Consider the following 26,648-nt stretch of genomic DNA (forward strand, 5'->3'; position numbering starts at 1 on the left):
ATCTGCGAGCGGCCCGTCATCGATTGCCGGTGCCGTAAGCGATGTAATGTCAATAACGCTTTGGACAATCATGAACGAGAAAGACATTCACTCAGCCAGCACAACTCGCAGCGCGCGCCGCCGGAACGTCGTCGCGGGTCTCGTCTACGTGTTCGAACAGGTCATGCCAGACCCATTCGTCCTTGCAATTGGCTTGACCCTCGTGGTGGTCCTGCTGGCCATGGCCTTCGCACCGCATGCGTCGCTCGCCGTCATCCTGAGCGCGTGGTACGGCGGCACGTTCAACATTCTCGGCTTCGCGCTGCAGATGATCCTGATTCTCGCGACCGGCTATGCAATCGCCGACGCACCGCTCGTCCAGCGCGGACTGCGGGCGATGGCTGCGGGCGTGCGCACGCCGATGCGCGCCGCGCTGTTGGTCTTTCCGATCGTCGCGGTGGCCGCGTGGCTCAACTGGGGGCTCGGCCTGGTTGTCGGCGCGCTCCTGTCGCGCGAAATCGCGAGGCGCGTAAAGGTGGATTTCGCATGGCTCGTCGCGGGTAGCTACTCCGCGTGGTCGGTCTGCAATAGCGGCTTGTCCAGTTCGATCGCGTTGTCACAGGCATCGCACGGCAATGCATTGAACCTGGTCGAAAAAGCCACCGGACAAGTGATTCCGTTGAGTGAGACCGTGTTTGCGCCTTTCGTCTTCATCCCGACCGTCCTCGTCGTTGTCGTCATGACGGCGATCTTCATCTGGATGCACCCGAAGCAGGAGAATGTGGTCGCTTTCAATGAAACGCAGCCGGCGCCTGAAGCACAGACAGAGGCCGATCCGCATGCGAGGGACGCGAAGACATCATCGTTCGCTGCCCGCGCCGAGCGGTCCATGCTCGGTACGCTGCTCCTGCTGGCGCTGGGCGTGGGCTATCTCGCGCTGACGTGGTCCAGCAAAGGCTTCGAGTTGGACATCAACACGACGATCCTGATCTTCCTGCTGGCAGGGCTGGCGCTGCAGCGCACACCGATCGCCTATGCCGATGCAATTCGCCGCGCCGCGCGGCAGACCGGCTCGATGTTGCTCCAATATCCGATGTACGGCGGCATCATGGGCATCATGACGGGGACCGGACTGGCGTCGACGATCGCCAAGACGTTTGTGGCCATTGCCACGCCGGTGACGCTTCCCGTCCTGAGCTACTTCAGCTCGCTGATCATCACGCTGCTCATTCCCAGCGCCGGCGGACACTGGGCTGTTCAGGGGCCTTTCGTTCTTCCGGCCGCATTGAGCCTGCATGCTTCGGTTCCGCGCACGGCGATGGGCGTCGCCATGGCCGAGAACGTCTCGAACATGCTGCAACCTTTCTGGGCGGTGCCCGTTGTTGCAATCGCTGGCATTCGCATCCAGCGGGTCATGGGCTACACGGCGATCACTTTTGTTGTATCGCTCGTGATCTATGCAGCGGCGCTTTGGCTGATTCCGTGATCCGATTACACGTGCGCCGAGCAGAAGAAGCTGCTGGCGCGCCGCTGCGTCTGTTGATAGGCCTGGTTTACGCGCGTCGCTCGCTCGGAAGCGGGTGGGCATGGTCTGATGAATCGCACGCTTCATCGCGTTCGACATGCCACACGAGGTGCGAGTCAGCGACGCGTTCGCCTTTTCTTTTTGGGTTTCGGCGGCGCGAGCGCAGCGGTCCAGAAAGCGGTGGTCCCGCGCTTCGCCGCCGCCGTCGCGTGACCGCGCGCTGAACCCGCCACTGCATTTGCGCCGCTCAACCACATGCTGAGGAAGGGATTCTTTTTCATCCACGGATTTTTCATGTCAGGCCCGATCGATTAAGGGTTGTCCAGTTCATGCCGAACGAAGATCGCAACGGGCATACCTATCGGACCGCGATCGGCGCGCCGGTGCAAATCGAGCGCGGAATCGATCCTGCCGAACGTAAATCGGCAGATCGCGCGCGCGAGACGGCAACTACCGGCGGAAATCGCTTCTCCGACCGACGGCGAATTGAACACACCAGTTGTACATTCGCGCAGTCGGGCTGACGCGAACACGTCCGGCCGATCACTTCGGCAGAACTCACCGTGACTGGGCATGACGCTTGCGCGATTAAGCGTTCAACCGTTAAACCCGATCACCGAGGAGAGCAGCATGGAAGCGACAAAGCAGGACAACAAGGCGACTGTATCCGGCGCGCACGATGCCTTAGCCTTTCTCGAGGCGGAACATCGCGCGGTCGAAAGATTATTCACGGCGTTCGAGAAAGCCGCGGACGATGATCTTGAAGCGAAGTCGGCGCTCGCGCAGCGCGCCTGCGAAGAGCTATCCATTCATGCGATGCTCGAAGAGGAACTGCTTTATCCGGCGGCGCAGGAAGCTCTGCCTGACAGCGACAAGGTCGACGTCGAAGAAGCGTACGTCAAGCACTTCCTCGTCAAGACGCTGATCGCGAAGTTTGAAACGATGAAAGCGGGCGATAAAGGCTTCGACGCGACCTTCAAGGTGATGAGCGAGATGGTGGGGCATCACGTCGAGGAAGAGGAGGAGGAACTCTTTCCGGAACTGCGCAAGTCGAATTGTAATCTGCGCTCGCTGGGCGAGAAGATGGCGAAACGCAAGGCGGAACTGCAGAGCAAGCTCGATGCGGTGGGGAGCAGATCGGTGGGCGATAAGACGGCGGCGCTTTAAGCGTAGCAAAGCGATAGTGGATCGCGAACGCGCGGCAAAAAACCGAAAATATATAACGCTGGAGCAGCCCGCTGCGAGAAAGGCACGCTGTATGCTGCCGTCGTTCTACCCGGCAGCCGCTTCGTTGAGCGGTTGCCTCTTCAAGACTCTTTGCTCTTGATAGGACACGATCAGCACCGCTGCAGAAAGGAACGTCGAAGGGCACTGTGTCGCACAGTAGCAAGGCCAAAACGAAACAGGGTAAGCCGCACAAACAGGCTGCAGCGATTGCGTCGAGCCGGGGGCGCAAGTCGGCGCGAAGATTTCGAAGAAGAGCGACAAGTAAAGGCTGGTGCGCAGACCTCGGAGTCCGCGAAGGAGGGCGTGGTGATGGCGACGAGTGAATCAGTCGAAGAAACCGGCGGATGTGCGTGCGGCGCGGTGCGATTCCGCGTCAGCGCCCGGCCCCGGCGAGTGTCGATATGTCACTGCATGACGTGTCGGCGAATACATGGCAACGTGTTCGGCGGTTATGCCATGTTCGAGCGTGGCGCTGTGGAGTTTTCCGGCGCTACGCAGGCGTGGCAGAGTTCGCCTGAGGCGCGAAGACATTTTTGCCCGACATGTGGATCGGTCGCGTTCATGGAATACCTCGGCAGCGACGAACTGGATCTCCCGCTGGGAGCCTTCGACCGCGTCGGCCTGTATGAGCCGAGCTACGAGCTTTGGTGCTGCCATAAAGAGCCGTGGCTGCCCGGCGGAGTGCGCGCCGAATATAACGAGAACGGACCATGACGCTTGTTCGATGAAAGCAGGGGAAGTTTGATGGCGTGGATGCTACGGTCGCCTACCAGTGCCGAACGCGGTTTGCTTGCTGGATCTTGAAGTCGCTCTCACCAGGCAAGAAGTACAAAGCCGGTATCAGTTGCCATAGCGCAATCCACGCGGACGCCGCTGTGAGCGATCAATCGACGTCCGCGGCGGCTCTATCCTTGCAGAACGAATCCAACCTGCCGCCGCGGCATCAAGTTTGCAGAAGAGGAGACGCGCAACCTTCTGGAGCCGGTCATGACCACCCAACCTGTCGCCCCTTCGCCAACTGACGAACTCGACACCGTTCCAGACACATCGAGTCCTGCGTACGCCGGCCGCCACCCGCTAACGCGTCTATTCGACCGGTTTGCGAGCCTCGTCACGCGATGGGCCGGATCACCCGCTGCGTTCTCTCTCGCGGTGCTGACAGTCGTTTCCTGGGTGCTTACGGGGCCTATCTTTCACTACTCGGACGGATGGCAGCTTGTCATCAACACCGGGACCACCATCGTTACGTTTCTGATGGTCTTTCTGATCCAGCAGAGCCAGAACAAAGACAGCGTCGCGTTGCATCTCAAGCTGAATGAACTGCTTTCCTCGCATCGAGCCGCAAACAACAATCTGATCGGCATCGAGGACGCGTCTGAGGAAGAACTCCGAAGACTGGCGGCAGCTTACCTACGTTTGTCCACTCAGTGTGATGCTCAAGGTTCGCCCGGAAAGGGCGGCGTAGTAGAGGGACTTGCCGGGCATCCCGTCGAAAGTTGACTTCAGTGCTGGCGAACAGTGTCGCGCGAAGCGTTGCATCAACGTTTCATGGCCCGCTTTTTTGTGAGCGGGCGTTCAGGGTGGAAGGCGAGTCGCTCGCCCGGTTTAGGCGATTGCGTGGGGCTGTGCCGCACTCGCGAGCCGTTCCGCTGGCAGCGTTGACGGCGTGGCAAGGGCGATTCGATCATGGCGGCGTGAAAGCCGGCCAGTACCTGTTGATCAACAATTGACTATGTCGCTGCTTTACAGGCGGCTAATTCCACTGTCTATCTGGTCAAACATGAATCGCAGGCGAGTCACTCGCCTTGCACTGCCGGGAAGCAATGTCTGCGCAGTTTCGAGCGCTGTAATACGCTGACGCCAATAGACAAGTCCAAGAACATTGTTGGTGACGAGTTGCGGGAGTATGTGTTCGAGGTGAGCGAGATCTTTTTCAAGCTGATGATGCGACATATTGATCCTTTTGCCGAGATTGAAGCTCCGGAAACCTGACGCTCCAGTCGATATGGCGGCCAGTCCCTCCGCCATTTATCGGCAGAGCCTTGTATACGGTTCACTTGGCTACGCCGACCGACTAGTCCTCGAATGCAACCAGGAACCTCGGAAAGGAGGGTGTGGAGATCACCGACGAAGCGGCCGAAGCGCGCAGGCAACGAATTACCGCTTGGTATTCGATGATCACTCACCGTTTTTGGCGTTGGCCATAGCCGCGCATAGCCATGCCGAGCGCGTCACGGACTGTGCAAGCCTCTATACGCATGCGCTGTCGGCCATCAACATCTGGATGTGGACATGCGACGGCGAAATTTTCGTTTCGCCCATATCGACACTATCCAAATGGAAATCATCACATGGACGCTTTAACGGCCATATGTGCGATTCGCGGTGCATCACTGCAGCATTGCAGTTGTCGTTTCCAATCTATCTGCCATGCGGGAGCATGTCCGTACGGTGCCGTACCGCGAAGGCCTTGTTTCTCGCGCGGGAATGGACAACGACGCTGCGAGGCATTCATACGTGGCGAATCAAGATCGAGTTCCGCCGCAGGCCCGTGAATATCCAGTTCCTACGGGCATTTCCCGTGTGCCTGATCCATCGTTTGCTCGTTACGAATTGAGCCGACTCCGTGTCGCGTTCCTTTTCTTCCGCAACCACTGGCATGCCATCATCCGTCGCATTTTCCGCGGCTTCCCTTCGCCTTCTGCTTTCTTCCAATTCCTCTGTATTGACCTGGTCATCATTCATGATTCTCTCCTAGCAATAGAAAACGGCTTCACCAACGGGATGTCGGCATCCGTCCCATAACGTCGGCGACGGGGCACATTCGTAGTTCCGGGCACGGTCTTCTTTGCGCGCCAGCTCGTACGATCTTTTTCGTACACGAAGTGCCGCAGGCATCGACGTCCGGAATAGTTGCGTTGCAGCGACCGCAGCAACGAGTGAAAGCGGCGAGACACGATTCGGACAGGACGAAACAGAAACGCGTTTGTTGAGCCAGTGGCAAGTGCCGCCGTTGACTCTTCAGGCCTTGCAGTCAGTGTGCGGATCCGGAACGGCCGCGTGCCGCATGCCAGTAGGCTTGCCGGTCAATCAAGTGGATGTGGTCAGAGACCTCAGCGTCAACGCTCTGCCGACGGCGCTGAATAGCGCCACTTGCTTGCGTTTGAATCGATGCGGGCGTCATTGACGCGTCGTTTTTCCGCCCGTGCACGATCCGCCTGTTCGAGGGAGAGTGCTTGTGCCTGACGCGACAGAGCGTATTCGCTCACGTTGCCAGACGTGCGTGCTGCAATTTTGATTTGTGATCGCATGATGATTCCAGAGCAAGGGACGCTAAGTGCGACCCATGTACTGACTGTATACCCATCGCCCGATGCAAGCACGCTTTCCTTTACAAAGGTGAAAACCGGAACGGTAGGGCTGCTTTTTTCTCCAACGCGCAACGGCACGCTGGAAATTTTCGGCAACCCATCCTTTCGCGTGTTTTTGCAAAAGGTGTTCATCAAACAGTGCCCGCGAGGCAGTGCGGGCACTTTGACTCTTCAGCGTTCGTCAGAGCATGCTTATCAGCCGTGCTGAAGTAACAGGCCCAACATCGTAGGCAACAGATGTCGGGGCCGGCTCTGTGATCTTCGAGGGCATCTCAGGCGACCGCGGACGGCACGACCTCGATCATACAAAAGCAACCCTTCGACCTAGAACAGCGGGTGCTCGTGCGGATACAGCGCAGTCCTGAGGGCAAAGCCACCGAGGACAACGAAGATGACGGCGGCCAGAATGTGGACCGCCTTGGTTGGCAGACGGTCGGCGAACTTGTGCCCCAGGTAGATGACGGGCACGTTTGCCAGCATCATGCCGAGCGTGGTCCCGGCGACCACCCCGAAGAACTCGTGAAATCGCGCAGCCAGAGCGATCGTTACGATCTGCGTCTTGTCACCCATTTCGGCCAGAAAGAACGTTAGCGCAGTGGTGCCGAACACACCCATCGGATGCCTGGTCGACACCGCCTCGGCACCGTCGAGCTTGTCGGGAATCAGAATCCAGACGGCCATGACAGCAAATGATGCGACGACCGCCCAGTTCAGGATCGTGGGGCTCAGAACGCTCGCAAGCCATGCCCCCAACGCGCCGGACGCCGCATGATTGACGAGCGTTGCGACAAAGACGCCGAGAATAATCGGAATGGGCTTGCGATATCGGGCAGCGAGCACCAAGGACAGCAGTTGGGTCTTGTCGCCGATTTCGGCTAGGCCGACCACGCTGGTCGAAACGAGGAACGATTGCATAGGTTGTGGGCCGGGCCGCGCAATAGGTACGCGATGACGCGCATTCCGGCGACCCGGTCAGGTCGGAATGCGAGTCATCGGTCTTGCCAGGCATAGTGCTGTGCACGCCATGGCGGTCTGTCGACCACCAAGTATGTTGACGGGCACCCTCGAACATTGCGCTCGAGGCGGCTACTCCCCAATGAGAGGGGCGATTCTACAGTGTCCTGGCCCGGTAACGCAAATCGTCAGTTTTCCGAAAGCCGGTGCGTCGAGATGGAACGGCGTGAGGCGCGCAAATACCGAGTCCGTGATAGATGTTGCGCCAGCCAAGCTGGGTGACGACGCCAGGCAGACCCGCGTTGGTCACGATGACCGCGATGGACGACGCGCTCATCAGCAGACCGACGGCTCTGCCGCGTTCGTGCCGGGCAAACCAGGTCGAAACGAGTTTCACGCCGGCCGCGTAGTCGGCGCCCGCGGTGAGCCCCATGATGCATTGCAATACGAGCCCCACAGCTAATGAGGGGGTGTAACCGAAGCAGAACGTCGCGACTGCGAGGCCGAAAAGGGAGACCGACAGGGTTATGCGGCCACCGATCCGATCGGTCGTGACACCCCCCACGACATTGGAGAGAACGTAGCCCGCGTAGAACGCCGTGACAAACACACCGAGGGCGGCAATGGGAAGCCCGAGCGACTGTCCTGCGGGAAGTGCCACCGTTCCCCAGGCGAGGCGGCAGACCGTGCTCAGCATGAGCCCGGCCCACGCGAAAAATAGAATCACCCAACGGAATCGGGCGGCTTCTGCTTGCTCACTACAGCCCGTTGGCGTCGGAATGGCCGCTTGCATACTGTCTCCTCGCTACGATTGTCGGCTCGCTTTCGCGAGCGGGAATGGTGTCTATGATCGTGCGAAAAGCCGGCGAACAAAATCCGTCTACGGCAAAACCGTGTTCCCGGCGTGGAACGACAGCGCGAGACCTCCAGAAGATCCGGCGTGTGCCGTAAACAAGCGGTGGTCCGATAAAACGCGGGCCGGAATCAGCGTCGTTCGTCATCGACGCGATTCGGAGTCAAGGAATGAATTGAGTCACGCTCAGGGCCACGACTTCAGAATGCGCGCGTCTTCTCCCAGAAGACCGGCACCTCTGATGGCCTTCCGCCCAGCCTGCTCGAACAGATCAACCCGTCGACGTGACGTTCCACATTGGAGCAATCGTGACCAGAAAGAAAGATACCCAAAGGCGTCGTTACCTGTGGCGAGGCAATTCAGGAGCAGACCCATTGGAGCAGCCGGCGTTGAATGTACCGCCGGCGCGGCGCACCGCAGTATTCGGACTGATCCTCGTTCTGCTGAGCGTGCCGCTTCTGGCCTTCTGGGGAGCCTATGAAAGCTTGAGCGCCGGTTTCGCCGCGCAAGCCGTCAACGAGGCGGATAACGCTTTCGAGGAAGCCCGCTATAGCGTCGCATGGGAGGAGTCGGCCGAACGCAAGTACTTCCTCGACCCACGTCCGGAAGTTCTGCGGGAGCACAGCGAAGCCGGCGCGGCACTGGATGCTTCGCTGAAGAAGGCGATGGTGCTTGAACCCGGCAGCAGCACGATGCTGCTCGGCCTGCTGGAGAAGCACGCGAAGTATCGATCGTTCGCGAAGCCGATGTTCAAGGCCGTCGACGATCACGACATCGCCAAAGCCAATGAGATCGACGAGGATTCGGCCGATCCGCTCTTCGACGATATCGAGCACCAGGTCCTTGCAGCAGCGGCACAGCATCGCGACGATGCGACGACGCAACTCAACCGGCTCGTCGCCGTGCAACGGATCGTTCTGATATCGACCCCGGTGGTTCTGGCGATCGGGGTGGGGCTGACGCTGCTGTTTCTGCGGATGCTGCGGCGTATTCGCAAGAACGCGGACGCGGCGGCCCAGGATGCACTGCGCACGAGCGAACAGCGGCTGCAGGCGCTTGTCGCGAACACGTCGGACGCGATACTCGTTTCCGACATCAATGGGACGGTGACTTACGAGGCGCCGACGCGAAGACCGGATCCGTTGCGGAACATGGGTCAGCTCGTCGGCACCAGTCTGCTCGGTCCGATTCATCCCACTGATCGTCCCGCGCTGGCGGATCTGTTGCAAACCGTAGCGTCGACGACTCGATCCACGAAGTCCATCGAGATTCGCACGCGAGGCGAGGGCGATACGTGGCGCTATATTCAGCTTACTTTGACGAATCTGCTCGACGAACCGGCGGTCGGTGCGATCGTGGCGACAGCGAGCGACATCACCGAAAGAAAGAACTTCGAGGAGCAACTCGCGCGAAGGGCGTTCTACGATACGCTCACCGCGTTACCGAACCGCGCGCTGCTGCTCGATCGGATTGGTCAGGCCGAAGTTCGCGCGCGTCGGCGCAATGCGATGATCGGCGTCGTTTTCATCGACCTGGATAACTTCAAGCGCGTCAATGACAGTCTTGGGCATCACGTGGGAGACCGGCTGCTGATCGCAGCGGCCAAGCGCCTCGAAGGCTGCGTTCGTCCCTCCGATACCGTCGCGCGATTGGGCGGAGACGAGTTCGTCATCCTGCTGGAACACCTCGGCAGTGAAGCAACCAGCGAAGGCACTCTGGTCGCGGACAACATCCTTGCTCAATTCAGTCAACCGTTCGATCTCGACAACAAGCAGTACATCGTCAGCGCGAGCGTCGGGCTCGCATTCGCGCGCGCCGGCGGTGGCCGCGGCGATGCTGAAACGTTGTTGCGGGACGCCGACGTTGCGATGTACCGGGCCAAGAACGGCGGCAAGGGCCGCTATGTGGTTTTCGAAGAAGACATGCACACCGAAGCCGTCAAGAAGCTGGAGATCGAGACGGACCTGCGTTACGCGATCGAGCATCGTGAACTACGCGTGTATTTTCAGCCCATCATGCAGCTCCAGGCAGCAGGGTTCAGTGAAATGGAAGCGCTCGTGAGGTGGCAGCACCCCACGCGAGGTTTGTTGCCGCCGTCCGAGTTCATTGCGATTGCAGAAGAAAGCGGCCTGATCATTCCGCTCGGACGATACGTACTCGAAGAGGCTTGCCAGCAAGTCGCCCGCTGGCAGCAGGAGTTCCCAACCGAGCCGCCCCTGCAGATCAGTGTCAATCTCTCGCCCCGGCAGTTCGATGATCCCAACCTCGTTGCCGACGTGGCGGCGGCGCTGTCCAGTGCTCAGATCGGCGCAGCGGCGCTGAAACTGGAGGTCACGGAAGGTCTGATCATGCGGGATACGGCAAAGAGCATCGAGACGCTCCGTAAGCTGAAAGAGTTTGGCGTAACGATCGCAATCGACGACTTCGGTACGGGTTACTCGTCGCTAAGCTATCTTCGCAAGCTGCCGCTCGATGTGCTGAAGATCGACCGCTCCTTCGTTCAGGGCATCGGCACGAGTGCCGAAGACGACGCCATCGTTCGAGCCGTCATCTCCATGGCGCAGTCTCTTGGCTTGTCCGTCACGGCCGAGGGGATTGAAACGGATGAGCAAGCACGGCTCCTTCGGGAATGGTCTTGCCAGGCGGGACAGGGCTATCTTTTTTCGCGGCCTCTGCCTGCGGAAGAGTTCACGACTCTGTTTCGCGCGCGTTCTTCCAGCTCCAGCCGCAGCGACTTAGCGGGGGACGTCACCATGGAATTGCTCTGACTCGCGGGCGTCATGTGGCTCGACCTGTCGGGTCACATCATGCCGCCCGAGCTTCCAATGCCGCCGACCCCGGTCCCACCCGTGCTGTTATTCGGTGAGACCGCAATCGGATGTGCCGCTCCCGCCGTGGCCATCAGCGCGACGGCGGCGGCGGCCGGTTCGCCGTTGGCGTCGATGGCGCCGCGAGCGAGGAGGGCTTCGAGATCACTGTCCTCGCCAGGCTGACCGGCAGCGAACGTGGTGGTCAGGAAGTTGGGTGTGGACAGCGTAACACCATACGTTTGCTGTAGATTCTGGACGACCGCGGCCTGCGCGGTCAGCACGTCGGTCTGATTCGCGAGCGTCTGCTGGAACTGTGTGTTCACCCCGAAGCCGGCGATCAGTCCGGTTTCATTCGTGCCGAGTTGCGCCGCCAGATACGACACCAGCAGATCCGTCTCCGGCGTGACGTTGTACGTGCCGCCGGCGAATGCAACGGAATGCAGCATCGTCACGCCCGAGGTTGCGGCGATCAGGCAGGGCATCACTGCGCCGAGCGTCACGTGGTAGTTTCCGTTCGCATCCGCCGCAACCGCCATCGAGCCTCGCACGCAGTCGATGTTGATCGTCGCGTTCGCAAGTGCCTTGCCGGTTGCCGCGGTGCCGGCGATCGAAATCATCGACGTGCTGCTGCCGCTACCACCACCGCCTCCGCAGCCGGCGACCAACGCCATGGATGCCATCAGCAGCGTTGTGCCGACAGGCCGAATGAAGTGCTGCTGTCGAATGTTCATCGAAGTCTGCCGTTGGTTCGGACATGCTGTCTAAACGATCCGGTGCGACCGCCTATTCCATCTTTCGCGTAAACCTTCATGCTGAGTAGGCTCGGCGAAATTGACTCGCCTGAGCGGCGGGCGGACCTTTGCGCGATAAACAGATACGCAACGGCAAACGCTCACTTCATACGATTGGAATAGAGCGCACCATGCGGACGTTTACTCACGGTATTGGCGCCGGATATTTCGAGCCCGTTCTGTGCCGGAACGTCATTCCCGGCTAGAAAGAAGGGGTTATGCCGCGGGCTCCGATTCACCGCGCGTGTGCGTGGATCTGCGACGGACGGCATTCCGTCATCAAGAGGCATCAGGGCAGAGCAGTTGCAACCTGCAAACTAGCCATGAACGACGACCGTGACCGGAGGACTCAAGGCTTGGGTGGTACCGATCTGCGGCCGCTATCGGCGTTTGCCGACAATGAACTCTCCGCGTCGGAGCGCGCAGCCGCGCTCCATTGGCTGGCAACCGACCTGGGAGCGGCCGAACGCGTGGGCGACTACCGCGCGCAAAAAGCCGCGCTGGCGGCATTGTTCAGGGATCCGCGAGACGACGCGCGCTGCATCGTCGTGCGCCGCCGCTTCACGCCGTGGTGGCGGCAGGCTGGCCTCGCAGCCTCCTGCATGGCGATAGGCGTGGCGCTCGGCTCGTCATCCGGTTGGGTGTCGGCGAATTTCGCGGCCGCTCCGCCCGTGTTCGCGGAGCGCGCCGACATCGCTTTCGCGGTGTACGCGCCCGAGAAACGCCACCCCGTAGAGGTCGCGGCGCTGCAACGCGATCAACTGGTCAACTGGTTGTCACGGCGCCTCGATCGACAGTTGACGGTGGCTTCGCTTCGGGAATATGGGTATTCGCTGATGGGCGGCCGCCTGCTGCCCGGCGAGTCCGGGCCTGCCGCGCAATTCATGTATCAGAACACGGCAGGCGCCCGGCTTACGATGTACGTCGCAGCGATTCCAAAGGATGCGACAGCATTCCGCCTGTTTCGTGACGGCAATCGCAGCACGTTCTACTGGGGGAGCCAGGGAACGGGCTGCGCGCTGACCGGTCAACTCTCTGAGGCGCAATTGCGACCCATGGCGATCGACGCATGCAGCATGCTAGGGCAACCCTTCAAACGCCGGTAAACCAGCCACGGATTAAACCCATGACGTTTTGCGGATTTGGCATCTCCAATCATCCGGTACGCCGGCGCACGCTGCCTGCTGCGGGATGGCGGACAATCGCGCGGACGTTGTTGCATGGGCTCGCCTTGACGTGCCTGATCGTCTCAATGGGCGCGTTCGCCCAATCGACCAGCCCGATTGCGCCGGCTTCATCCGGGACAGCGGCGGAATGCGCGAATGCTGTCGCGTCGGATACCGTGAATGCGGATATCGAGCAGTTCCGGTGTCTCCCGGCTCGCGAACAGGCAGCGTCATTGCGCACGCGGATCGAAAACCACTCGATACTGTCCCTGACCGACGATCAGATCCTCGCCCTGATGGACGCGATGAAGCCTGAGGCCTTCGTCGAGTACGCGAAGTCCGACATGATTGCCGAAGACGCCTACGAATACAGCATGTTCCGTCAGGAGCGCATATCCGGAAGATGGCCGGAGCGCCCCGATCACATGCTTATCCGCTACCAGCACAGCCCTCGAAAAGTCTACGCAAAATGGCTGCCTGATGGCGCTCATGCGGGCCAGGAGATCCTTTACGACGAAACCACGGACCCGAAAAGCATGTTCGGCCATCTAGGCGGCCGGCTGCGTCTCGTGTCGGGCAAGGTCGCCGTCGACGGCCCGTTCGCGCACGCCCAGTCCCGCCATAGCGTCCGGGATCTCGGCTTGCAGTTCATCGCGCGCACTGTCGAGCACGATGCGCGCAGCTTTCGTGAAGAGGGCCTCAGCGAAAAGCCGGGCCGCATCGAACTCATGAACGCGCACGGCACGCGATTGCTGGCGTGGACATGGACCGCTCCGTCAGGACCGCCCGCGCATTACGCCCCGCGCGTCAGACTGCTGTTCGATCTTCAGCACACCTGGCCCTGTGGCGAAGCCGCGTGGGACGAACAGGGCGGCCTGCTGGAGCTGATCCGCTTCGAAGATGTCGTGCCTCGTCAGTGGAGCGAATCCATTTTCGATCGTGGCAACCCTGAATACGGTTTCCGCTGATGCACCGCCCGGCGGAACGTTCACGCAACCGCCAGTTCCTCGCCTGCGCCGACCGTCCATTAATATTTTTTCCGACTTAATTGCACCGGAAAAATATATTGGACGTCTTAAGCGCCCTCTCGCACTATTCGTACCTTCCCAGCCGCACGCGCACGCGCGCGCCATTGCGGGCCACCCTGCGGCAATCGCCGCGCCGGTCGCCGTTCGCGATGGTGCATGTGGCGGCCTGGGCACAATTCCAATGTCGACGACCCCAATACCTGAGGACACAAATGCCTGACTATCGATCGAAAACTTCGACCCATGGCCGCAACATGGCCGGCGCACGCGCCTTGTGGCGCGCCACCGGAATGAAGGACGGTGATTTCGGCAAGCCCATTATTGCGGTGGTGAACTCGTTCACGCAGTTCGTGCCGGGCCATGTGCATCTGCGCGACCTCGGCGCGTTGGTCGCGAAGGAAATCGAAGCGGCCGGCGGCGTCGCCAAGGAATTCAACACCATTGCCGTGGACGACGGCATCGCCATGGGTCACGGCGGCATGCTGTATTCGCTGCCCTCGCGCGAACTGATCGCCGACTCGGTGGAGTACATGGTCAACGCGCACTGCGCCGACGCCATGGTCTGCATCTCCAATTGCGACAAGATCACGCCGGGCATGCTGATGGCCGCCATGCGCCTGAACATCCCCGTCGTGTTCGTTTCCGGCGGTCCGATGGAAGCGGGCAAGGTCAAATCGCCGACGGACGGCCAGGTGATCGCCAAGATCGACCTGATCGACGCGATGATCAAGGCGGCCGACCCGAAGATCAGCGACGCCGAAGTGGCCGAGGTCGAGCGCAGCGCCTGCCCGACGTGCGGCTCGTGCTCGGGCATGTTCACCGCGAACTCGATGAACTGCCTGACCGAAGCGATCGGTCTGGCGCTGCCCGGCAACGGCACGATCGTCGCCACGCATGCCTGGCGCAAGGGCCTGTTCGAGCAGGCCGGCCGCCTGGTGGTGGACCTGTGCCGCCGCTACTATCAGGAAGAAGACGTGTCGGTCCTGCCGCGCAGCATCGCGAGCAAGCAGGCGTTCGAGAACGCCATGGCGCTCGACGTGGCCATGGGCGGTTCGACCAATACCGTGCTGCACCTGCTGGCAGCGGCGCAGGAAGCCGGCGTCGATTTCACGATGTCCGACATCGATCGCATCTCGCGCAAGGTGCCGTGCCTGTGCAAAGCGGCGCCCGCCACCGACAAATACCATATCGAAGACGTGCATCGTGCCGGCGGCATTCTCGGCATTCTCGGCGAGCTGGCCCGCGCGGAGCTGCTCGACCTGTCGTGCGGCAACGTGCATAGCGGCACGCTGGGCAACGCCATCGCCAAGTGGGACGTGGCCGGCGACGCGGGCGAAGAAGCGCAGAAATTCTTCCGCGCGGCGCCGGGCGGCATTCCGACCACCGTCGCGTTCAGCCAGGAAGCCACGTTCGCGTCGCTGGATACCGACCGCAAGACCGGCTGCATCCGTAGCAAGCAGAACGCGTATTCGAAAGACGGCGGCCTCGCCGTGCTTTACGGCAACCTCGCGGACAAGGGCTGCATCGTCAAGACCGCCGGTGTCGACGAATCGCAGTGGATCTTCTCCGGACGCGCTCGCGTCTTCGAAAGCCAGGACGACGCCGTCGAAGCCATTCTGGGCGACAAGGTCGTGGCGGGCGACGTGGTCGTGATCCGTTACGAAGGTCCCAAGGGCGGCCCCGGCATGCAGGAAATGCTTTACCCCACGTCGTATCTGAAGTCCAAGGGATTGGGTAAGACCTGCGCGCTGTTTACCGACGGCCGCTTCTCGGGCGGTTCGTCGGGGCTGGTGATCGGGCACGCGTCGCCGGAAGCTGCGGAAGGCGGCACGATCGGCCTGGTGGAAGAGGGCGATGTGATCGAGATCGACATTCCCAACCGCAAGATGCACCTGGTGGTGTCGGACGCGGAACTGGCGCGCCGTCGCGAAGCCATGGAGGCACGCGGCGACAAGGCCTGGCTGCCGGTGAATCGTGAACGCGTGGTGTCGCAAGCGTTGCAGGCCTACGCCGCGCTGGCGACCTCGGCTGATCGCGGCGCGGTGCGGGATATTTCGCAACTTAAGCGCAAATGAGATGGGACGGCTCTGGCACCCGCAGCAGGGCGGTCAGGGCCGGCCGGATTCACTTCCCCTCAGGTTTGGAATCGTCCCAGTTCATGCGGTGGCGATCGACTGTTTCGCGATGGCGCGCATCGTCTTCGGTATGGAGGTAAAGACTGGTCGTGTTGAGTGACACGTGGCCCAGATTGTCACGGATCGTCCGCAGATCCACACCGCCGTCTGCTTGATGCGAACCCGCGGTATGTCGAAGCCAGTGCGCCGATGCTCTTTCCAGTTCGTCCGCTCGATCGGCGAACTCGGCGCCTTTGGAGCGCAACCAACTGGCGGCATTGCCAAAAATGCTCTTGATCGCGTCGTGAATGGCGGAGCGGGACAGATTCCGGTTCCGGCCTCTGAACGGAATGACCAACGGCGTTTCTTCGCTCCGGGTCGGCAGAGGCGCCAAACCATTTTCAGTTCGGTAAAGCCGCATTTCCTGAATCAGCTCAGGCGAGGCGGGGACGATGCGCTCCTTGTTCCCTTTGCCGAGCGTTTCAAGCCACCACTGATCTTTGCCGTCAGCGCCTAGCCAGCGGGAAAAGTCGCCCATTTTCCCGCCGGCGACTTCAGATATCCGCATGCCCTGAAGATAGAAAAGCGTCGTCAGCCAGCGGCTACGGGCGTAATACGCCCGCTCATCGGCAGACTCGCGCGGCAGTTGCTCGACAAACACCTTCACTTCGTCCCATAGCGACGTCGACAGATAGCGCGTCACTCGGGGCGCGGAGCGTTTGGCGCGTTGTCGAAGCAGCGCCATGGGATTGCCCCGCAGATAGCCGGCGTTGACCAGCCACGTGAACATCGCGTTCAGGATGATCAGCGCCTGACGCTGGCTGGCCGGCGACAGCGGCCCATTGAACGGACGCCAGCGCTCGTCGCCGCGGGGAAATTTGCCGCCGGTGGCCGAAACCCAGCGCGCCGCCGGCTGCGGATCGACGAGAAACCCCTTGAACCGCAGCAGATCCTCGTGCGTCAGCGACGACAGCGGTTTGCCGAGTTGCACGACGGCCCACAGCAGCAGCCGCTCGGCTTCCTTGCGGTAGTTGTCGAACGTCGTTTTGGTGTCGGCGTAGTTCGACAGCCACGCGCGGACGGCGTCCAGATCGTTGGTGGCCGACAGCTGTGAGCCACTGGCTGCGCCACGGTTGGTGCCGTCACGACCGTCGAGAATTTCGGGAACGACTAGCGATTCGACAGGCTGAACGGTAACGAGTTGAGCATCAGGCACGGTTTTGAAGGTCCCAAAGACGAGATTCTTGCGCGAAAAGCACTCGGCACATCATACACGACATTATAGTACTAATGTCGTGTAGCGGATAAGAGTAAATTGTGTATTCGACGTTATACGTTGTATTATCAACACATTCGGATAATACAGCCGCCCAAGGATTCCTATGACTCTCGAAGCCGATATCGAAGCGTTGCGTGAACGCGTCCCGGACACGCAGGAGCTTTATCGTGAGGTTTGCGCGCTGATGTTCTTCCGTTACGGAGAAACGCCGACAGCGAACAAGCTCTATCAACTTGTTCGCAAAGGCAGCATGAGCGCTCCGGCGAAAGCCTTGCGGGATTTCTGGACGGAAGTCAGGGACAGGACGCGGGTCGACGTCGGGCAACCAGATTTGCCGCCAGAGGTCGCGAGCGCCGCCGGCGAACTGGCGGCGACGCTTTGGCGGCTATCGGGCGACGCGGCCAATGCGGCGCTGGAAGTCTTCAGGCAAGACGCGCAGCGCGAAATAGCCGAGGCACGCGAACATGCACGAGGATTGGCTGCGGAACGCGACACTGCGATCGCCGCCGCCGAGCAGACGTCCCGCGACGCGGCAAACGTTCGCACTGAAAACGCAAAGCTGCTCGCGCGCCTCGTCGAACTGGAAACCGCCAAAACCATGCTCGCTGATCAGCTCGCGCAGTCCAGAAACGAAAGCGCGGTTGCCGCCACGGCGCTGTCGGAAGCCAGACGGGAATTCGCCGAGGAGTTGAGCAAGCTACGCGTCATGCACAATCAGAGCGAACAGCGCCTCGCCGCGACTGAAAAGCGGGCGCTCCTGGAGATCGACAGCGAGCGGACGGCCGCGCGCCAGACGCGCCAGGAACTGCAGGCCGCTATCGATCGGATGGCCGAGGCGCAGGCCACGCATCAGGCAGAACGAGATCAGCTGCGCGATGCGCTCGCTGCGGCGAAAACCCAGTTGGCGACGTCGATGACACGTTGCGCGAGCGTCGAAGGAGAACTCGCATCACGGGACATTGCGCTCGACGAACAAATCGCGGCGAGCGAACTCCTTCGCAAAAAGCTTGAAGCGCTGTCTCGTCAACTGGTGGAAAGCGGGCGCCCTGCTGCGACGTCCTCACCCTCTTCTCGCCGCCCGTCATCAGCCAGGAGACGGGACGTGCGCCGCGATTTGAAGTTCACGGAAACAGCGGCGGTTCGCAGGTCAACCTCGGAAAGCTGACGCAACGTGGTACGCGCGTGTGATCTTAGATAATGGGCGCTCCGCCCGTCACCGCGATCGTTGCGCCCGAGATATAGCTCGCTTCATCGGAGGCGAGCATCACGTAGGCGGCGGCCAGTTCGGCCGGCTGGCCCGGGCGTTTCATCGGCACCTGCTCGCCGAACTTCTCCACTTTCTCGCGCGGCATGGTCGACGGAATCAAAGGCGTCCAGATCGGCCCGGGCGCGACACAATTCGCCCGTATGCCCTTCTCCGCCAGCAATTGAGCAAGACCGCCGGTGAAATTCTGAATCGCACCTTTGGTGGTCGCGTAGGCGATCAACCCCGGATTGGGATGATCCGCATTGATCGACGACGTATTCACGATCGACGCCCCTGGCTTCATATACTTCACCGCCGCCCGCGTAATCCTGAACATCGCGCCGATGTTGGTATCGAACGTCTTGTCCCATTCTTCATCGCTGATGTCTTCGAGCGACGGATAGCTCATCTGATAGGCCGCATTGTTGACCAGCACGTCGAGGCGCCCGAACGCCTCGACGGCTCGCTCGACGATCTCCTTGCAGTGCGCCGGGTTCGTGATGTCGCCACGCAGCAGCAACGCCTTGCGGCCGGCCTCCTCCACCCAGCGCGCGGTTTCGCGCGCATCGTCGTCTTCGTTGAGGTAGGAGATCAACACGTCCGCGCCCTCACGCGCGAACGCAATGGCGACAGCGCGGCCGATTCCACTGTCGCCGCCGGTAATGATGGCGGCCTTGCCGGCAAGACGCCCTGAGCCCTTATACGATTGCTCGCCGTGATCCGGTTGCGGCTTCATGGGCGCGGTTTGCCCCGGCGTCTGGTCCTGCTGCTGGTTTGGAAACGGTGGCGTGGGACGTTGCGGGTCGGTCATGGCGATCTCCAAAGCGCGAATGAACATACGCGGCGCGCTAAAAGCACGCGGCGGCTGCCGTAGACGCAGCAACGTTCGGGCCCGCGCGCATCGCCGTACCGAACCGTCGTCAGGCATGCGTGCTGCTCAACGGCGTGGTCGGCACGGCATGCGCGGTTAGCTCCCGCGGACGCGCCAGCCCCGGCGCAGCCAGATAGGCGATTTCATAGCCGACGACACCCTCGAATCGCGCGCAGCGGCGCCGTGCTCAGCGTAAAACGCGCGAGCTTCCAGTTGAACGCATCGAGGCCCACGAGCGAGACGACGACATCGTCGCGCTTGGCAAGCCGGTGGCGAAACTGCAGTTGAGCCGCAACGACTTCAGCCAGCCGCAACCGGGCGTCAAACAACTCGCCGCGCTCAAGGCCGCTGCGCCTATTCTCACGCAGGAGCAACTGGTTAAACCGGACACGAACCTGAACCAGATCATCGACGCGTTGATCGATGCAAAGCCCGCGCAGCCAATTATCGCGGCCGACGCAGGCAAGTAAGCCGACCACACCGCCATGGCTACCGACGATTCACTGTCGCTCGAGGACTCCGCATCAACCGTTCGACGGCATCGCGAAGCGCCACCACGACGCGATCCGCTGAAGACCTGGCGCGTGGCGGGACTTGCGTTGCCGCCATCGACACAGCGAGGCCGCGCGACAGGCGCGACTTGTGGTTGACGGAACTGCGTTTGCAGTTACTGGACGGATTGATCGGGACTGTCGGGCAGCACTGAACGTCCCGGATCGGCGCACAGGTCACGCCAACGAGCCGTGCCCCGGTCCATGCACAAACACAGCGCGTTAGGGCATCGCCACGCCACGCTCTCTGCTGCGCGCCGTGCCGGCCTCGGTTTCCGTGTCGGTGCCAGTGACGTGAACGGCTGGCGCGCGCAACAACACACGAGACGCAATCCATTGCAGCGCAGAGCACAAAACCAGATACACGATCCCGACGAACACGAAAATCTGCGCAGGGTAAATCATCAGACGGCTGTTGACCTGATTGGCGAGAAAGGTGAATTCCGGCACCCCAACGATATACGCGAGCGAAGTATCTTTAATGAGCGACACCCACTGATTGACGAACGACGGCATCATCACGCGTACCGCCTGCGGCAGCACCACATAGCGTAACGCTTGCCAACGCGTCAGCCCGAGTGACAGCGCCGCGTTCTGCTGGCCCGCTCCGATCGAGACGATGCCCGCATGTACCGAATGCGACAGATACGCGCCACCGATCAACGACAGCGCGCACACCACCGCCGCCAGACCCGGCACGTCGACATGCAGCAGAATCGGCATCAGGAAGAACGTCCAGAAAATCAGCATCAGCACCGGAATCGCCCGGAAAAACGCGACGATTCCGAGCAGAAGCAGATGCGCGGCGCCGCGCGTCATCGAGAGCGCCACACCGCCTGCCAGACCTACCGCAGCGGACAGCAGCGCCGACACCACCGACAGCACCACAGTCAACGCCGCGCCACCCAGCGGCCCATTGGGGAACGCACCTAGCAGCAGATATCGCAGCGTCGGCAGCGATTCGAGCGCACTCATGCGTGCCCCCTTTGCAACGCACGCGCACCCGTGCGTTGCCAGATCACCAATGCAATTTCGATCAACGCGATGGTGACGACATACAGCACGGTTGCCGTACCGAAGGCCTGAAAAGTCCGGAAGCTCTCCGTGTCGACCTGACGCGACATATACGACAGCTCGGCCACGCCGATCGCCATTGTCAGCGACGAGTTCTTCACGATATTCATGTATTGCCCCGCGAGCGGCGGCGTGGCGATACGCACCGCTTGCGGCAAGATCACATGACGTAAGGTGGCGTAACGCGTCATGCCCAAGGCGGCGCCGGCCTGATATTGCGCGACGCCCACGCCGCGAATGCCGGCGCGAAACTCTTCGGCGATAAAGGCGGTGCTGTAGCAGGTCAAGCCGAGCCAGCCCGCGAACAGCTCGAAGCTCGGCCAGCGCAGAACAATAGGCCCAACGTTCAACAGATGCGGCGCGTTCAGCCACGTCATCCACAGCTGGGGCAGCAGCGTCGCCGCGCCGAAGTACCAGAATAGCAACTGCGCCAGCAGCGGCGAATTGCGAAACACGAGCACATAGAGCCGTGCCGCAGCGGCGACCGTGCGATGTTGGGAGATTTGAGCCACGGCCAGCCCGAAGCCTAGCAACGTGGCGCATACGCTCACGCAAGCCGACAGAACCAGGGTGATGACAAAGCCATGTGCGAGCCAGTCGAGATAGCGAGGCTCCAGCCAGAGATTCATGAAATGCATTCGAAAAACCGCGGTCCTCTATCAGCAAGACGGCCCGGCCGCGCGTTTCGAGTCATGACCGGGCCGTATTCAGGCGCTTAGAAAGCGACGTACGTCAGCTCTTTTGCGCGTCGCCGATCTTGAACAAACGTGGCAACGGCGCGGCACTTGTCGGGCCGAACCAGGTGTCGTAAATCTTGCCGGCCGTGCCTTTGGCCTCCAGATCCTTCAACGTCTCGTTGACGACATTCAGCAGTCGCGTCTCGCCCTTCGGCACACCCACGCCTTCGTAGTCGTTGGAGATGGTGAACGGCGGGATCTCGTAGTTCGCCTTGTCCGGCACTTTAGCCAGCAACGCGACGAGCTTCGGCCCGTCTTGCGTAATCGCCTGCACATTGCCCGTGCGCAGCGCGGCGAAAGCGAACGGCGTGTCGTCGTAAGCGACGATCGTGGCGCCCGGGAATTGCGCGCGCACCTGCTGCTCATTGGTCGTGCCTTTGTCCGCACCGATACGCAAGCTGTTCAACTGCTGCGGCGACGTGAGCGTGCCCTTCTTCGCGATGAACTGCGTGCCGGACGCAAAATACGGGGTGCTGAAATCCACCTCCTTCTTGCGATCGTCGGTAATCGTAAAGTTGGCGAACACCAGATCCACCTTGCCCGACTTCAGGAAGGCGATGCGGTTGGCCGGATTGGTCGGCTGGATATCGAGCTTGACGCCGAGCCGGGTCGCGAGAGCACGCGCATAGTCGATGTCGAGCCCGACGATCTGGTTGTTCTTCGGATCGACAAAGCCGAACGGCGGATTGCTGTCGAACGCGGCAACTCGCAGCACGCCCGCTTTCCTGATGTCGTCGAGGCGATCCGCGTGCGCGGCGGTAGACAAGACGAGCAGACTTCCGGCAAGCACTGCCCCAAGCACTCTGAAATTCATAGCGGTGGTTTCCTGTTGTTCTTGATGATCCGCGCAAGACGTCGATCGACGTTCTTTCTTGCGCGTGAGCCACTCACTCTACCAACGCTGCCGGACAGAACAAACGAAGCAATTCTCAGGTGCTAAGCGGCGAAAGTCATATCGCCGGCGCTGGAATGCCCGCGTTGCCAGGAGCGGCTCACATCACGCGGGAAAAAACCGGTTTTCAGGCCGCGGCAACCCGAGATTCTCGCGCAGCGTCACGCCTTCATACTCGCGCCGGAACAGCCCTCGCTTCTGCAATTCAGGAATGACTTTATCGACGAAGTCATCGAGGCCGGCGGGAAGGTGCGAGAACATCACATTGAACCCGTCCGAGCCCTCCTCCACCAACCACTGCTCCATCTGATCCGCGATCATCGCAGCCGTGCCGACCATCTCAAGTCCCGAGTAGCCGCCAATGCGCTGCGCGAGCTGGCGAATCGTCAGGCCATCACGCTGCGCCCATTCGACCACCCTTTGCCGTGCCGTACGGCTCGCATTGGTTTCGGGGATTTCCGGCAATGGGCCGTTCGGATCGAAGCCGGACACATCGTGCCCCAATGCAATCGACAACGAAGCGAGGCCGCTCTCGTAGTGAACGAACGTGTCGAGTCGCGCGCGCGTCTCCTGCGCCTCGTCCAGCGTATCGCCCACCACGACGAAGGCGGCCGGCAAGATCTTCATGTGATCGCGCTGCCGACCGAGTTTCTCCATGCGGCCTTTTACATCGGCGTAGAAGCGCTTTCCGTCAGCCAGATTGCTTTGCGCGGTGAACACCACCTCGGCGGTTTCGGCCGCGATCTGCCGCCCCGCTTCGGATGAACCGGCCTGCACGATGACCGGCCAGCCCTGAATGGGGCGCGCGATATTCAACGGTCCGCGCACGGAGAAGCTGTCGCTCTTGTAATTCAGCACATGCAGTTTCTGCGGATCGAAGTAGGTACCGGTTGCCGTATCGCGGACAAAGGCGTCGTCGGCCCAACTGTCCCACAGGCCGGTGACCACATCGAAGAACTCGCGGGCACGCCGATAGCGTTCGTCATGCTCGACATGCTCGTCGAGGCCGAAATTGAGCGCGGCGTCCGGGTTCGACGTCGTCACGAGATTCCATCCTGCGCGGCCGCCGCTGATGTGATCGAGCGAGGCGAAACGCCGGGCCACGTGATAAGGCGCGTCGAACGTGGTGGACGCGGTGGCGACCAGCCCTAGCCTTTCGGTTACCGCCGCCAGCGCGGGCAACAGCGTCAGCGGCTCGAACGACGTGACCGTGTGGCTATGCTTGAGCGCATCCAGCGGCATATTGAGCACCGCGAGATGGTCGGCCATGAAGAACGCGTCGAAGCGGCCGCGTTCGAGCGTCTGCGCAAAACGCTTCAGGTGGCCGAAATTGAAGTTGGCGTCCGGATAGGCGCCGGGATAGCGCCATGCGCCGGTATGAATCGTCGTGGGACGCATGAAGGCGCCGAGGCGAAGCTGACGTGACATGTGCCGCTCTCCATTGCGAATAGGTCGGGCCAGTTTAATCGCGCTTCGCCGCGGCTGCTTGCGGCCGATTCGCGGGTCATTCCCACTCCCGGCCGCCGTGCCGCGCGGATGCGCGCCGGCATCCATCCCAAATGCGTCCCTGAAGAAATACAAAGCACAAAATCTTCGTTCGCCCGGCACGACTCCATCACTAGACTGTGATTCAACTTGTCATAACAAGTACGGACAACCCCGCAAAACCATGACGAAACCCGACCTCGCCAACGTGCTGCCGCTTGCCGCTGCTCCGCTCTACGAGCAGATCAAGACGGAGTTGCGCGCACGCATTCTCAACGGCACGTATGCGGCCCATTCGCAGATGCCCTCCGAAAACGATCTGTGCGCGATGTTCGACGTCAGCCGCATCACCGTGCGGCAAGCACTCGGCGATCTGCAGAAGGAAGGCCTCGTTTTCAAGCTGCACGGCAAGGGCACCTTCGTTTCCAAGCCGAAAGCATTCCAGAACGTCGGCGCGCTGCAGGGCTTCGCCGAAGCGATGTCGTCGATGGGCTATGAAATCGTCAACCAGCTCAAGCACATCCGTTTCATGCCGGCCACCGCCCAGATCGCTCAGCGCCTTGAGTTGCCCGAAGGCGCGAAAGTGGCCGAGATCCACCGCGTGCGTCTGCTCAATCGTGAACCGGTGTCGCTGGAAATCACATGGGTGCCCGAAGCATTAGGCAAGCGCCTCGCCAATGCCGACCTCGTCACGCGCGACATCTTTCTGATTCTCGAGAACGATTGCGCCGTGCCGCTCGGCCACGCGGACGTTTCCATCGACGCCATTCTCGCCGACGAAGACATCGTCGAAGCATTGAACGTCGAGGAAGGCAGCCCAGTGCTGCGGATCGAACGTCTCACCCATAGCGCGGACGGCACGCCGATCGACTACGAATACCTCTATTTCCGCGGCGATGCATTCCAGTACCGCTTTCGCATCGATCGTCAGAAAGAGAAGAAGAGCACAAGGAAGACGAAATGAATACGCATGTGATCGAGTACGACCTGGTCGTCGTGGGCGGCGGCACGGCCGGCCCTATGGCTGCCGTCAAGGCCAAGGAACAGAACCCGAACCTCAAGGTACTGCTGCTGGAAAAGGCCAACGTCAAGCGCAGCGGCGCGATTTCGATGGGGATGGATGGCCTGAACAATGCCATCATCCCCGGTCACGCGACACCCGAGCAATACACGCGCGAAATCACCATCGCAAACGACGGCATCGTCGATCAGTCGGCCGTCTACGCTTACGCGCGGCACAGCTTCAAGACCATCGAGGAACTGGACCGCTGGGGCGTGAAGTTCGAAAAAGACGGTACCGGCGACTATGCCGTCAAGAAAGTGCATCACATGGGCTCTTATGTCCTGCCGATGCCGGAAGGCCACGACATCAAGAAAGTGCTGTACCGGCAGCTCAAACGCGCGCGCATTGCGATCACCAATCGGATCGTTGTCACTCGCGTGTTGACCGATGCGCAAGGGAGCGCCTGCGGCGTGCTGGGCTTCGATTGCCGCACGGCCGATTTCTACGTGGTGCGCGCCAAGGCGGTGATCCTCTGCTGCGGCGCGGCGGGCCGGCTCGGCTTGCCGTCGTCGGGATATCTGATGGGCACTTACGAGAACCCCACCAACGCCGGCGACGGCTACGCGATGGCCTATCACGCCGGCGCCGCGCTGGCGAACCTCGAGTGCTTCCAGATCAACCCGCTGATCAAGGACTACAACGGCCCGGCCTGCGCCTACGTGACGGGACCGCTCGGCGGTTTTACGGCCAACGGCAAGGGTGAACGCTTCATCGAATGCGATTACTGGAGCGGGCAGATGATGTGGGAGTTCTATCAGGAACTGCAGAGCGGCAATGGCCCCGTGTTTCTGAAGCTCGACCATCTCGCGGAAGAAACCATTCAGACCATCGAGCAGATTCTGCATACGAACGAGCGCCCGAGCCGCGGACGTTTTCATGCGGGACGCGGCACCGACTATCGCGAGCAGATGATCGAGATGCACATCTCCGAGATCGGCTTTTGCAGCGGTCATAGCGCATCCGGCGTGTACGTGAACGAGCGCGCGGAAACTACGGTTGCGGGTCTCTATGCTGCCGGCGACATGGCGGCCGTGCCGCACAACTACATGCTCGGCGCGTTTACCTATGGCTGGTTCGCCGGCCACAACGCCGCGCAATACATCGAGGGCCGCGAGCATGCCGCGCTGGACGACGAGCAGATCGAAGCTGAGCGCTCACGCATCTACGCCCCGCTCGAACGGGACACCGGGCTCGCGCCGGCGCAGGTCGAATACAAGCTGCGCCGCATGGTGAACGACTATCTGCAACCGCCGAAAGTCACGCGCAAGATGGAAATCGGCCAGCAGCGCTTTGCCGAAATCGCCGACGACATCGGCCGGATCAAGGCCGACAATCCGCACGAACTGATGCGCGCCGCCGAAGTGCGGGCGATTCGCGATTGCGCCGAAATGGCCGCGCACGCATCGCTGTATCGCACGGAGAGCCGCTGGGGGCTGTACCACCATCGGGTCGACTATCCGCAGCGCAACGACGCGGACTGGTTTTGCCACACGCATCTGCGCAAGGACGCAACGGGTCGCATGAGCAGCGAAAAACGCGCCGTCGAACCCTACGTGGTGCCACTCGACGCTCACGACAGTCACGCCTATCAGAACTTGCGCATCGGCGAACCCGCGCTTGCCGACGCCTGAG

23 protein-coding genes, 1 pseudogene and 1 riboswitch are annotated in these 26,648 nt (G+C 61.2%); of the genes and pseudogenes, 13 read left to right on the forward strand and 11 right to left on the reverse strand.

Annotated elements, in window-relative coordinates; translation table 11 throughout:
* Nucleotides 1-70 precede the first annotated feature (70 nt).
* The 5 genes from B0G74_RS09465 to B0G74_RS09490 all read left to right on the forward strand — a co-directional run bounded on the left by B0G74_RS09465 (nt 71) and on the right by B0G74_RS09490 (nt 4,231).
* On the forward strand, nt 71-1,465 hold the full coding sequence (locus B0G74_RS09465; RefSeq protein ID WP_132374559.1) for a TIGR00366 family protein: 1,395 nt from the start codon (nt 71-73) through the stop codon (nt 1,463-1,465).
* A gap of 368 nt (nt 1,466-1,833) precedes the next feature.
* Nucleotides 1,834-2,028 carry a hypothetical protein gene (locus B0G74_RS09475; protein ID WP_132374561.1) on the forward strand — a complete coding sequence of 65 codons (195 nt, stop codon included), beginning with the start codon at nt 1,834-1,836 and terminating at the stop codon, nt 2,026-2,028.
* A 106-nt stretch (nt 2,029-2,134) separates the two neighbouring features.
* Nucleotides 2,135-2,671 (forward strand): hemerythrin domain-containing protein, encoded by a 537-nt coding sequence (locus B0G74_RS09480; RefSeq protein ID WP_132374562.1) that lies wholly within the window; start codon nt 2,135-2,137, stop codon nt 2,669-2,671.
* Between the two features lie 369 nt (nt 2,672-3,040).
* Nucleotides 3,041-3,445, forward strand: a complete 405-nt coding sequence (locus B0G74_RS09485) for a GFA family protein (protein ID WP_132376900.1) — start codon at nt 3,041-3,043, stop codon at nt 3,443-3,445.
* A gap of 273 nt (nt 3,446-3,718) precedes the next feature.
* On the forward strand, nt 3,719-4,231 hold the full coding sequence (locus B0G74_RS09490; protein WP_132374563.1) for a low affinity iron permease family protein: 513 nt from the start codon (nt 3,719-3,721) through the stop codon (nt 4,229-4,231).
* Between the two features lie 1,011 nt (nt 4,232-5,242).
* Here B0G74_RS09490 and B0G74_RS09500 read toward each other — a convergent pair.
* The 4 genes from B0G74_RS09500 to B0G74_RS09515 form a co-directional block, all read right to left on the reverse strand.
* The gene (locus B0G74_RS09500) at nt 5,243-5,476 is read right to left on the reverse strand and encodes a hypothetical protein (protein WP_132374564.1); all 234 of its coding nucleotides are present in this window, start codon (nt 5,474-5,476) and stop codon (nt 5,243-5,245) included.
* Nucleotides 5,477-5,850: 374 nt separating this feature from the next.
* Nucleotides 5,851-6,234, reverse strand: coding sequence for a hypothetical protein (locus B0G74_RS46190; protein ID WP_132374565.1), 384 nt, complete (start codon nt 6,232-6,234; stop codon nt 5,851-5,853).
* Between the two features lie 192 nt (nt 6,235-6,426).
* Nucleotides 6,427-7,017, reverse strand: a complete 591-nt coding sequence (locus tag B0G74_RS09510; RefSeq protein WP_132374566.1) for a TMEM165/GDT1 family protein — start codon at nt 7,015-7,017, stop codon at nt 6,427-6,429.
* Nucleotides 7,018-7,022: 5 nt separating this feature from the next.
* Nucleotides 7,023-7,209, reverse strand: a riboswitch (yybP-ykoY riboswitch).
* Nucleotides 7,210-7,213: 4 nt separating this feature from the next.
* Nucleotides 7,214-7,849, reverse strand: coding sequence for an MFS transporter (locus B0G74_RS09515; RefSeq protein WP_132374567.1), 636 nt, complete (start codon nt 7,847-7,849; stop codon nt 7,214-7,216).
* 368 nt (nt 7,850-8,217) lie between these two features.
* On the opposite strand from B0G74_RS09515, the gene B0G74_RS09520 reads away from it, so the two are divergent.
* Nucleotides 8,218-10,677, forward strand: a complete 2,460-nt coding sequence (locus B0G74_RS09520; RefSeq protein WP_132374568.1) for a bifunctional diguanylate cyclase/phosphodiesterase — start codon at nt 8,218-8,220, stop codon at nt 10,675-10,677.
* Nucleotides 10,678-10,709: 32 nt separating this feature from the next.
* Here the strand turns inward: B0G74_RS09520 and B0G74_RS09525 are convergent, their stop codons facing one another.
* Nucleotides 10,710-11,450, reverse strand: a complete 741-nt coding sequence (locus tag B0G74_RS09525) for a hypothetical protein (protein WP_132374569.1) — start codon at nt 11,448-11,450, stop codon at nt 10,710-10,712.
* 383 nt (nt 11,451-11,833) lie between these two features.
* Here B0G74_RS09525 and B0G74_RS09530 point away from each other — a divergent pair, with 383 nt between their 5' ends.
* The 3 genes from B0G74_RS09530 to ilvD all read left to right on the forward strand — a co-directional run bounded on the left by B0G74_RS09530 (nt 11,834) and on the right by ilvD (nt 15,779).
* Nucleotides 11,834-12,616, forward strand: coding sequence for an anti-sigma factor (locus tag B0G74_RS09530; RefSeq protein WP_132374570.1), 783 nt, complete (start codon nt 11,834-11,836; stop codon nt 12,614-12,616).
* 20 nt (nt 12,617-12,636) lie between these two features.
* Entirely contained in the window at nt 12,637-13,644 is a 1,008-nt protein-coding gene (locus B0G74_RS09535; RefSeq protein WP_165923840.1) for a DUF1571 domain-containing protein, read from the forward strand.
* 272 nt (nt 13,645-13,916) lie between these two features.
* Nucleotides 13,917-15,779 (forward strand): dihydroxy-acid dehydratase, encoded by a 1,863-nt coding sequence (gene ilvD, locus B0G74_RS09540; protein ID WP_132374572.1) that lies wholly within the window; start codon nt 13,917-13,919, stop codon nt 15,777-15,779.
* 49 nt (nt 15,780-15,828) lie between these two features.
* Here ilvD and B0G74_RS09545 read toward each other — a convergent pair whose 3' ends face one another.
* Nucleotides 15,829-17,034, reverse strand: a complete 1,206-nt coding sequence (locus B0G74_RS09545) for a tyrosine-type recombinase/integrase (protein ID WP_132374573.1) — start codon at nt 17,032-17,034, stop codon at nt 15,829-15,831.
* A gap of 193 nt (nt 17,035-17,227) precedes the next feature.
* Between B0G74_RS09545 and B0G74_RS09550 the strand changes: the two genes are divergently transcribed.
* The gene (locus B0G74_RS09550) at nt 17,228-18,262 is read left to right on the forward strand and encodes a DNA-binding protein (RefSeq protein WP_243658156.1); all 1,035 of its coding nucleotides are present in this window, start codon (nt 17,228-17,230) and stop codon (nt 18,260-18,262) included.
* A 25-nt stretch (nt 18,263-18,287) separates the two neighbouring features.
* On the opposite strand, the gene B0G74_RS09555 is transcribed toward B0G74_RS09550, so the two are convergent.
* Nucleotides 18,288-19,154, reverse strand: a complete 867-nt coding sequence (locus tag B0G74_RS09555) for an SDR family oxidoreductase (RefSeq protein ID WP_132374575.1) — start codon at nt 19,152-19,154, stop codon at nt 18,288-18,290.
* 326 nt (nt 19,155-19,480) lie between these two features.
* Between B0G74_RS09555 and B0G74_RS09560 the strand changes: the two are divergent.
* Nucleotides 19,481-19,684: pseudogene (locus B0G74_RS09560) on the forward strand (ABC transporter substrate-binding protein); the annotation flags it as partial.
* 303 nt (nt 19,685-19,987) lie between these two features.
* On the opposite strand, the gene B0G74_RS09565 reads toward B0G74_RS09560, so the two are convergent.
* From B0G74_RS09565 to B0G74_RS09580, 4 genes are all read right to left on the reverse strand, one after another.
* Nucleotides 19,988-20,740 carry an amino acid ABC transporter permease gene (locus B0G74_RS09565; RefSeq protein WP_132374576.1) on the reverse strand — a complete coding sequence of 251 codons (753 nt, stop codon included), beginning with the start codon at nt 20,738-20,740 and terminating at the stop codon, nt 19,988-19,990.
* Nucleotides 20,737-21,477, reverse strand: a complete 741-nt coding sequence (locus tag B0G74_RS09570) for an amino acid ABC transporter permease (protein WP_207915633.1) — start codon at nt 21,475-21,477, stop codon at nt 20,737-20,739. Before B0G74_RS09570 ends, B0G74_RS09565 begins: the two co-directional genes overlap by 4 nt.
* Before the next feature lie 94 nt (nt 21,478-21,571).
* Nucleotides 21,572-22,390 (reverse strand): ABC transporter substrate-binding protein, encoded by an 819-nt coding sequence (locus tag B0G74_RS09575; protein ID WP_132374578.1) that lies wholly within the window; start codon nt 22,388-22,390, stop codon nt 21,572-21,574.
* A gap of 183 nt (nt 22,391-22,573) precedes the next feature.
* Nucleotides 22,574-23,896: an LLM class flavin-dependent oxidoreductase gene (locus B0G74_RS09580; RefSeq protein ID WP_132374579.1), complete on the reverse strand. Its 1,323-nt coding sequence runs from the start codon at nt 23,894-23,896 to the stop codon at nt 22,574-22,576.
* A 241-nt stretch (nt 23,897-24,137) separates the two neighbouring features.
* Here B0G74_RS09580 and B0G74_RS09585 point away from each other — a divergent pair, with 241 nt between their 5' ends.
* Complete coding sequence (locus B0G74_RS09585; protein ID WP_132374580.1) at nt 24,138-24,917, forward strand: GntR family transcriptional regulator; 780 nt, start codon at nt 24,138-24,140, stop codon at nt 24,915-24,917.
* Nucleotides 24,914-26,647, forward strand: a complete 1,734-nt coding sequence (locus B0G74_RS09590) for a fumarate reductase/succinate dehydrogenase flavoprotein subunit (protein ID WP_132374581.1) — start codon at nt 24,914-24,916, stop codon at nt 26,645-26,647. Before B0G74_RS09585 ends, B0G74_RS09590 begins: the two co-directional genes overlap by 4 nt.
* Nucleotide 26,648 lies beyond the last annotated feature (1 nt).

Source organism: Paraburkholderia sp. BL9I2N2, assembly GCF_004339745.1.
Taxonomy (GTDB): Bacteria; Pseudomonadota; Gammaproteobacteria; order Burkholderiales; family Burkholderiaceae; genus Paraburkholderia.

Excerpts from the sequence above, each read along its gene's own strand:
- B0G74_RS09465 (WP_132374559.1), top strand. The coding sequence starts at position 71 with ATGAACGAGAAAGACATTCACTCAGCCAGCACAACTCGCAGCGCGCGC.
- B0G74_RS09475 (WP_132374561.1), top strand. The coding sequence starts at position 1,834 with ATGCCGAACGAAGATCGCAACGGGCATACCTATCGGACCGCGATCGGC.
- B0G74_RS09480 (WP_132374562.1), top strand. The coding sequence starts at position 2,135 with ATGGAAGCGACAAAGCAGGACAACAAGGCGACTGTATCCGGCGCGCAC.
- B0G74_RS09485 (WP_132376900.1), top strand. The coding sequence starts at position 3,041 with ATGGCGACGAGTGAATCAGTCGAAGAAACCGGCGGATGTGCGTGCGGC.
- B0G74_RS09490 (WP_132374563.1), top strand. The coding sequence starts at position 3,719 with ATGACCACCCAACCTGTCGCCCCTTCGCCAACTGACGAACTCGACACC.
- B0G74_RS09500 (WP_132374564.1), bottom strand. The coding sequence starts at position 5,476 with ATGAATGATGACCAGGTCAATACAGAGGAATTGGAAGAAAGCAGAAGG.
- B0G74_RS46190 (WP_132374565.1), bottom strand. The coding sequence starts at position 6,234 with ATGAACACCTTTTGCAAAAACACGCGAAAGGATGGGTTGCCGAAAATT.
- B0G74_RS09510 (WP_132374566.1), bottom strand. The coding sequence starts at position 7,017 with ATGCAATCGTTCCTCGTTTCGACCAGCGTGGTCGGCCTAGCCGAAATC.
- B0G74_RS09515 (WP_132374567.1), bottom strand. The coding sequence starts at position 7,849 with ATGCAAGCGGCCATTCCGACGCCAACGGGCTGTAGTGAGCAAGCAGAA.
- B0G74_RS09525 (WP_132374569.1), bottom strand. The coding sequence starts at position 11,450 with ATGAACATTCGACAGCAGCACTTCATTCGGCCTGTCGGCACAACGCTG.
- B0G74_RS09530 (WP_132374570.1), top strand. The coding sequence starts at position 11,834 with ATGAACGACGACCGTGACCGGAGGACTCAAGGCTTGGGTGGTACCGAT.
- B0G74_RS09535 (WP_165923840.1), top strand. The coding sequence starts at position 12,637 with ATGACGTTTTGCGGATTTGGCATCTCCAATCATCCGGTACGCCGGCGC.
- ilvD (WP_132374572.1), top strand. The coding sequence starts at position 13,917 with ATGCCTGACTATCGATCGAAAACTTCGACCCATGGCCGCAACATGGCC.
- B0G74_RS09555 (WP_132374575.1), bottom strand. The coding sequence starts at position 19,154 with ATGACCGACCCGCAACGTCCCACGCCACCGTTTCCAAACCAGCAGCAG.
- B0G74_RS09565 (WP_132374576.1), bottom strand. The coding sequence starts at position 20,740 with ATGAGTGCGCTCGAATCGCTGCCGACGCTGCGATATCTGCTGCTAGGT.
- B0G74_RS09570 (WP_207915633.1), bottom strand. The coding sequence starts at position 21,477 with ATGCATTTCATGAATCTCTGGCTGGAGCCTCGCTATCTCGACTGGCTC.
- B0G74_RS09575 (WP_132374578.1), bottom strand. The coding sequence starts at position 22,390 with ATGAATTTCAGAGTGCTTGGGGCAGTGCTTGCCGGAAGTCTGCTCGTC.
- B0G74_RS09580 (WP_132374579.1), bottom strand. The coding sequence starts at position 23,896 with ATGTCACGTCAGCTTCGCCTCGGCGCCTTCATGCGTCCCACGACGATT.
- B0G74_RS09585 (WP_132374580.1), top strand. The coding sequence starts at position 24,138 with ATGACGAAACCCGACCTCGCCAACGTGCTGCCGCTTGCCGCTGCTCCG.
- B0G74_RS09590 (WP_132374581.1), top strand. The coding sequence starts at position 24,914 with ATGAATACGCATGTGATCGAGTACGACCTGGTCGTCGTGGGCGGCGGC.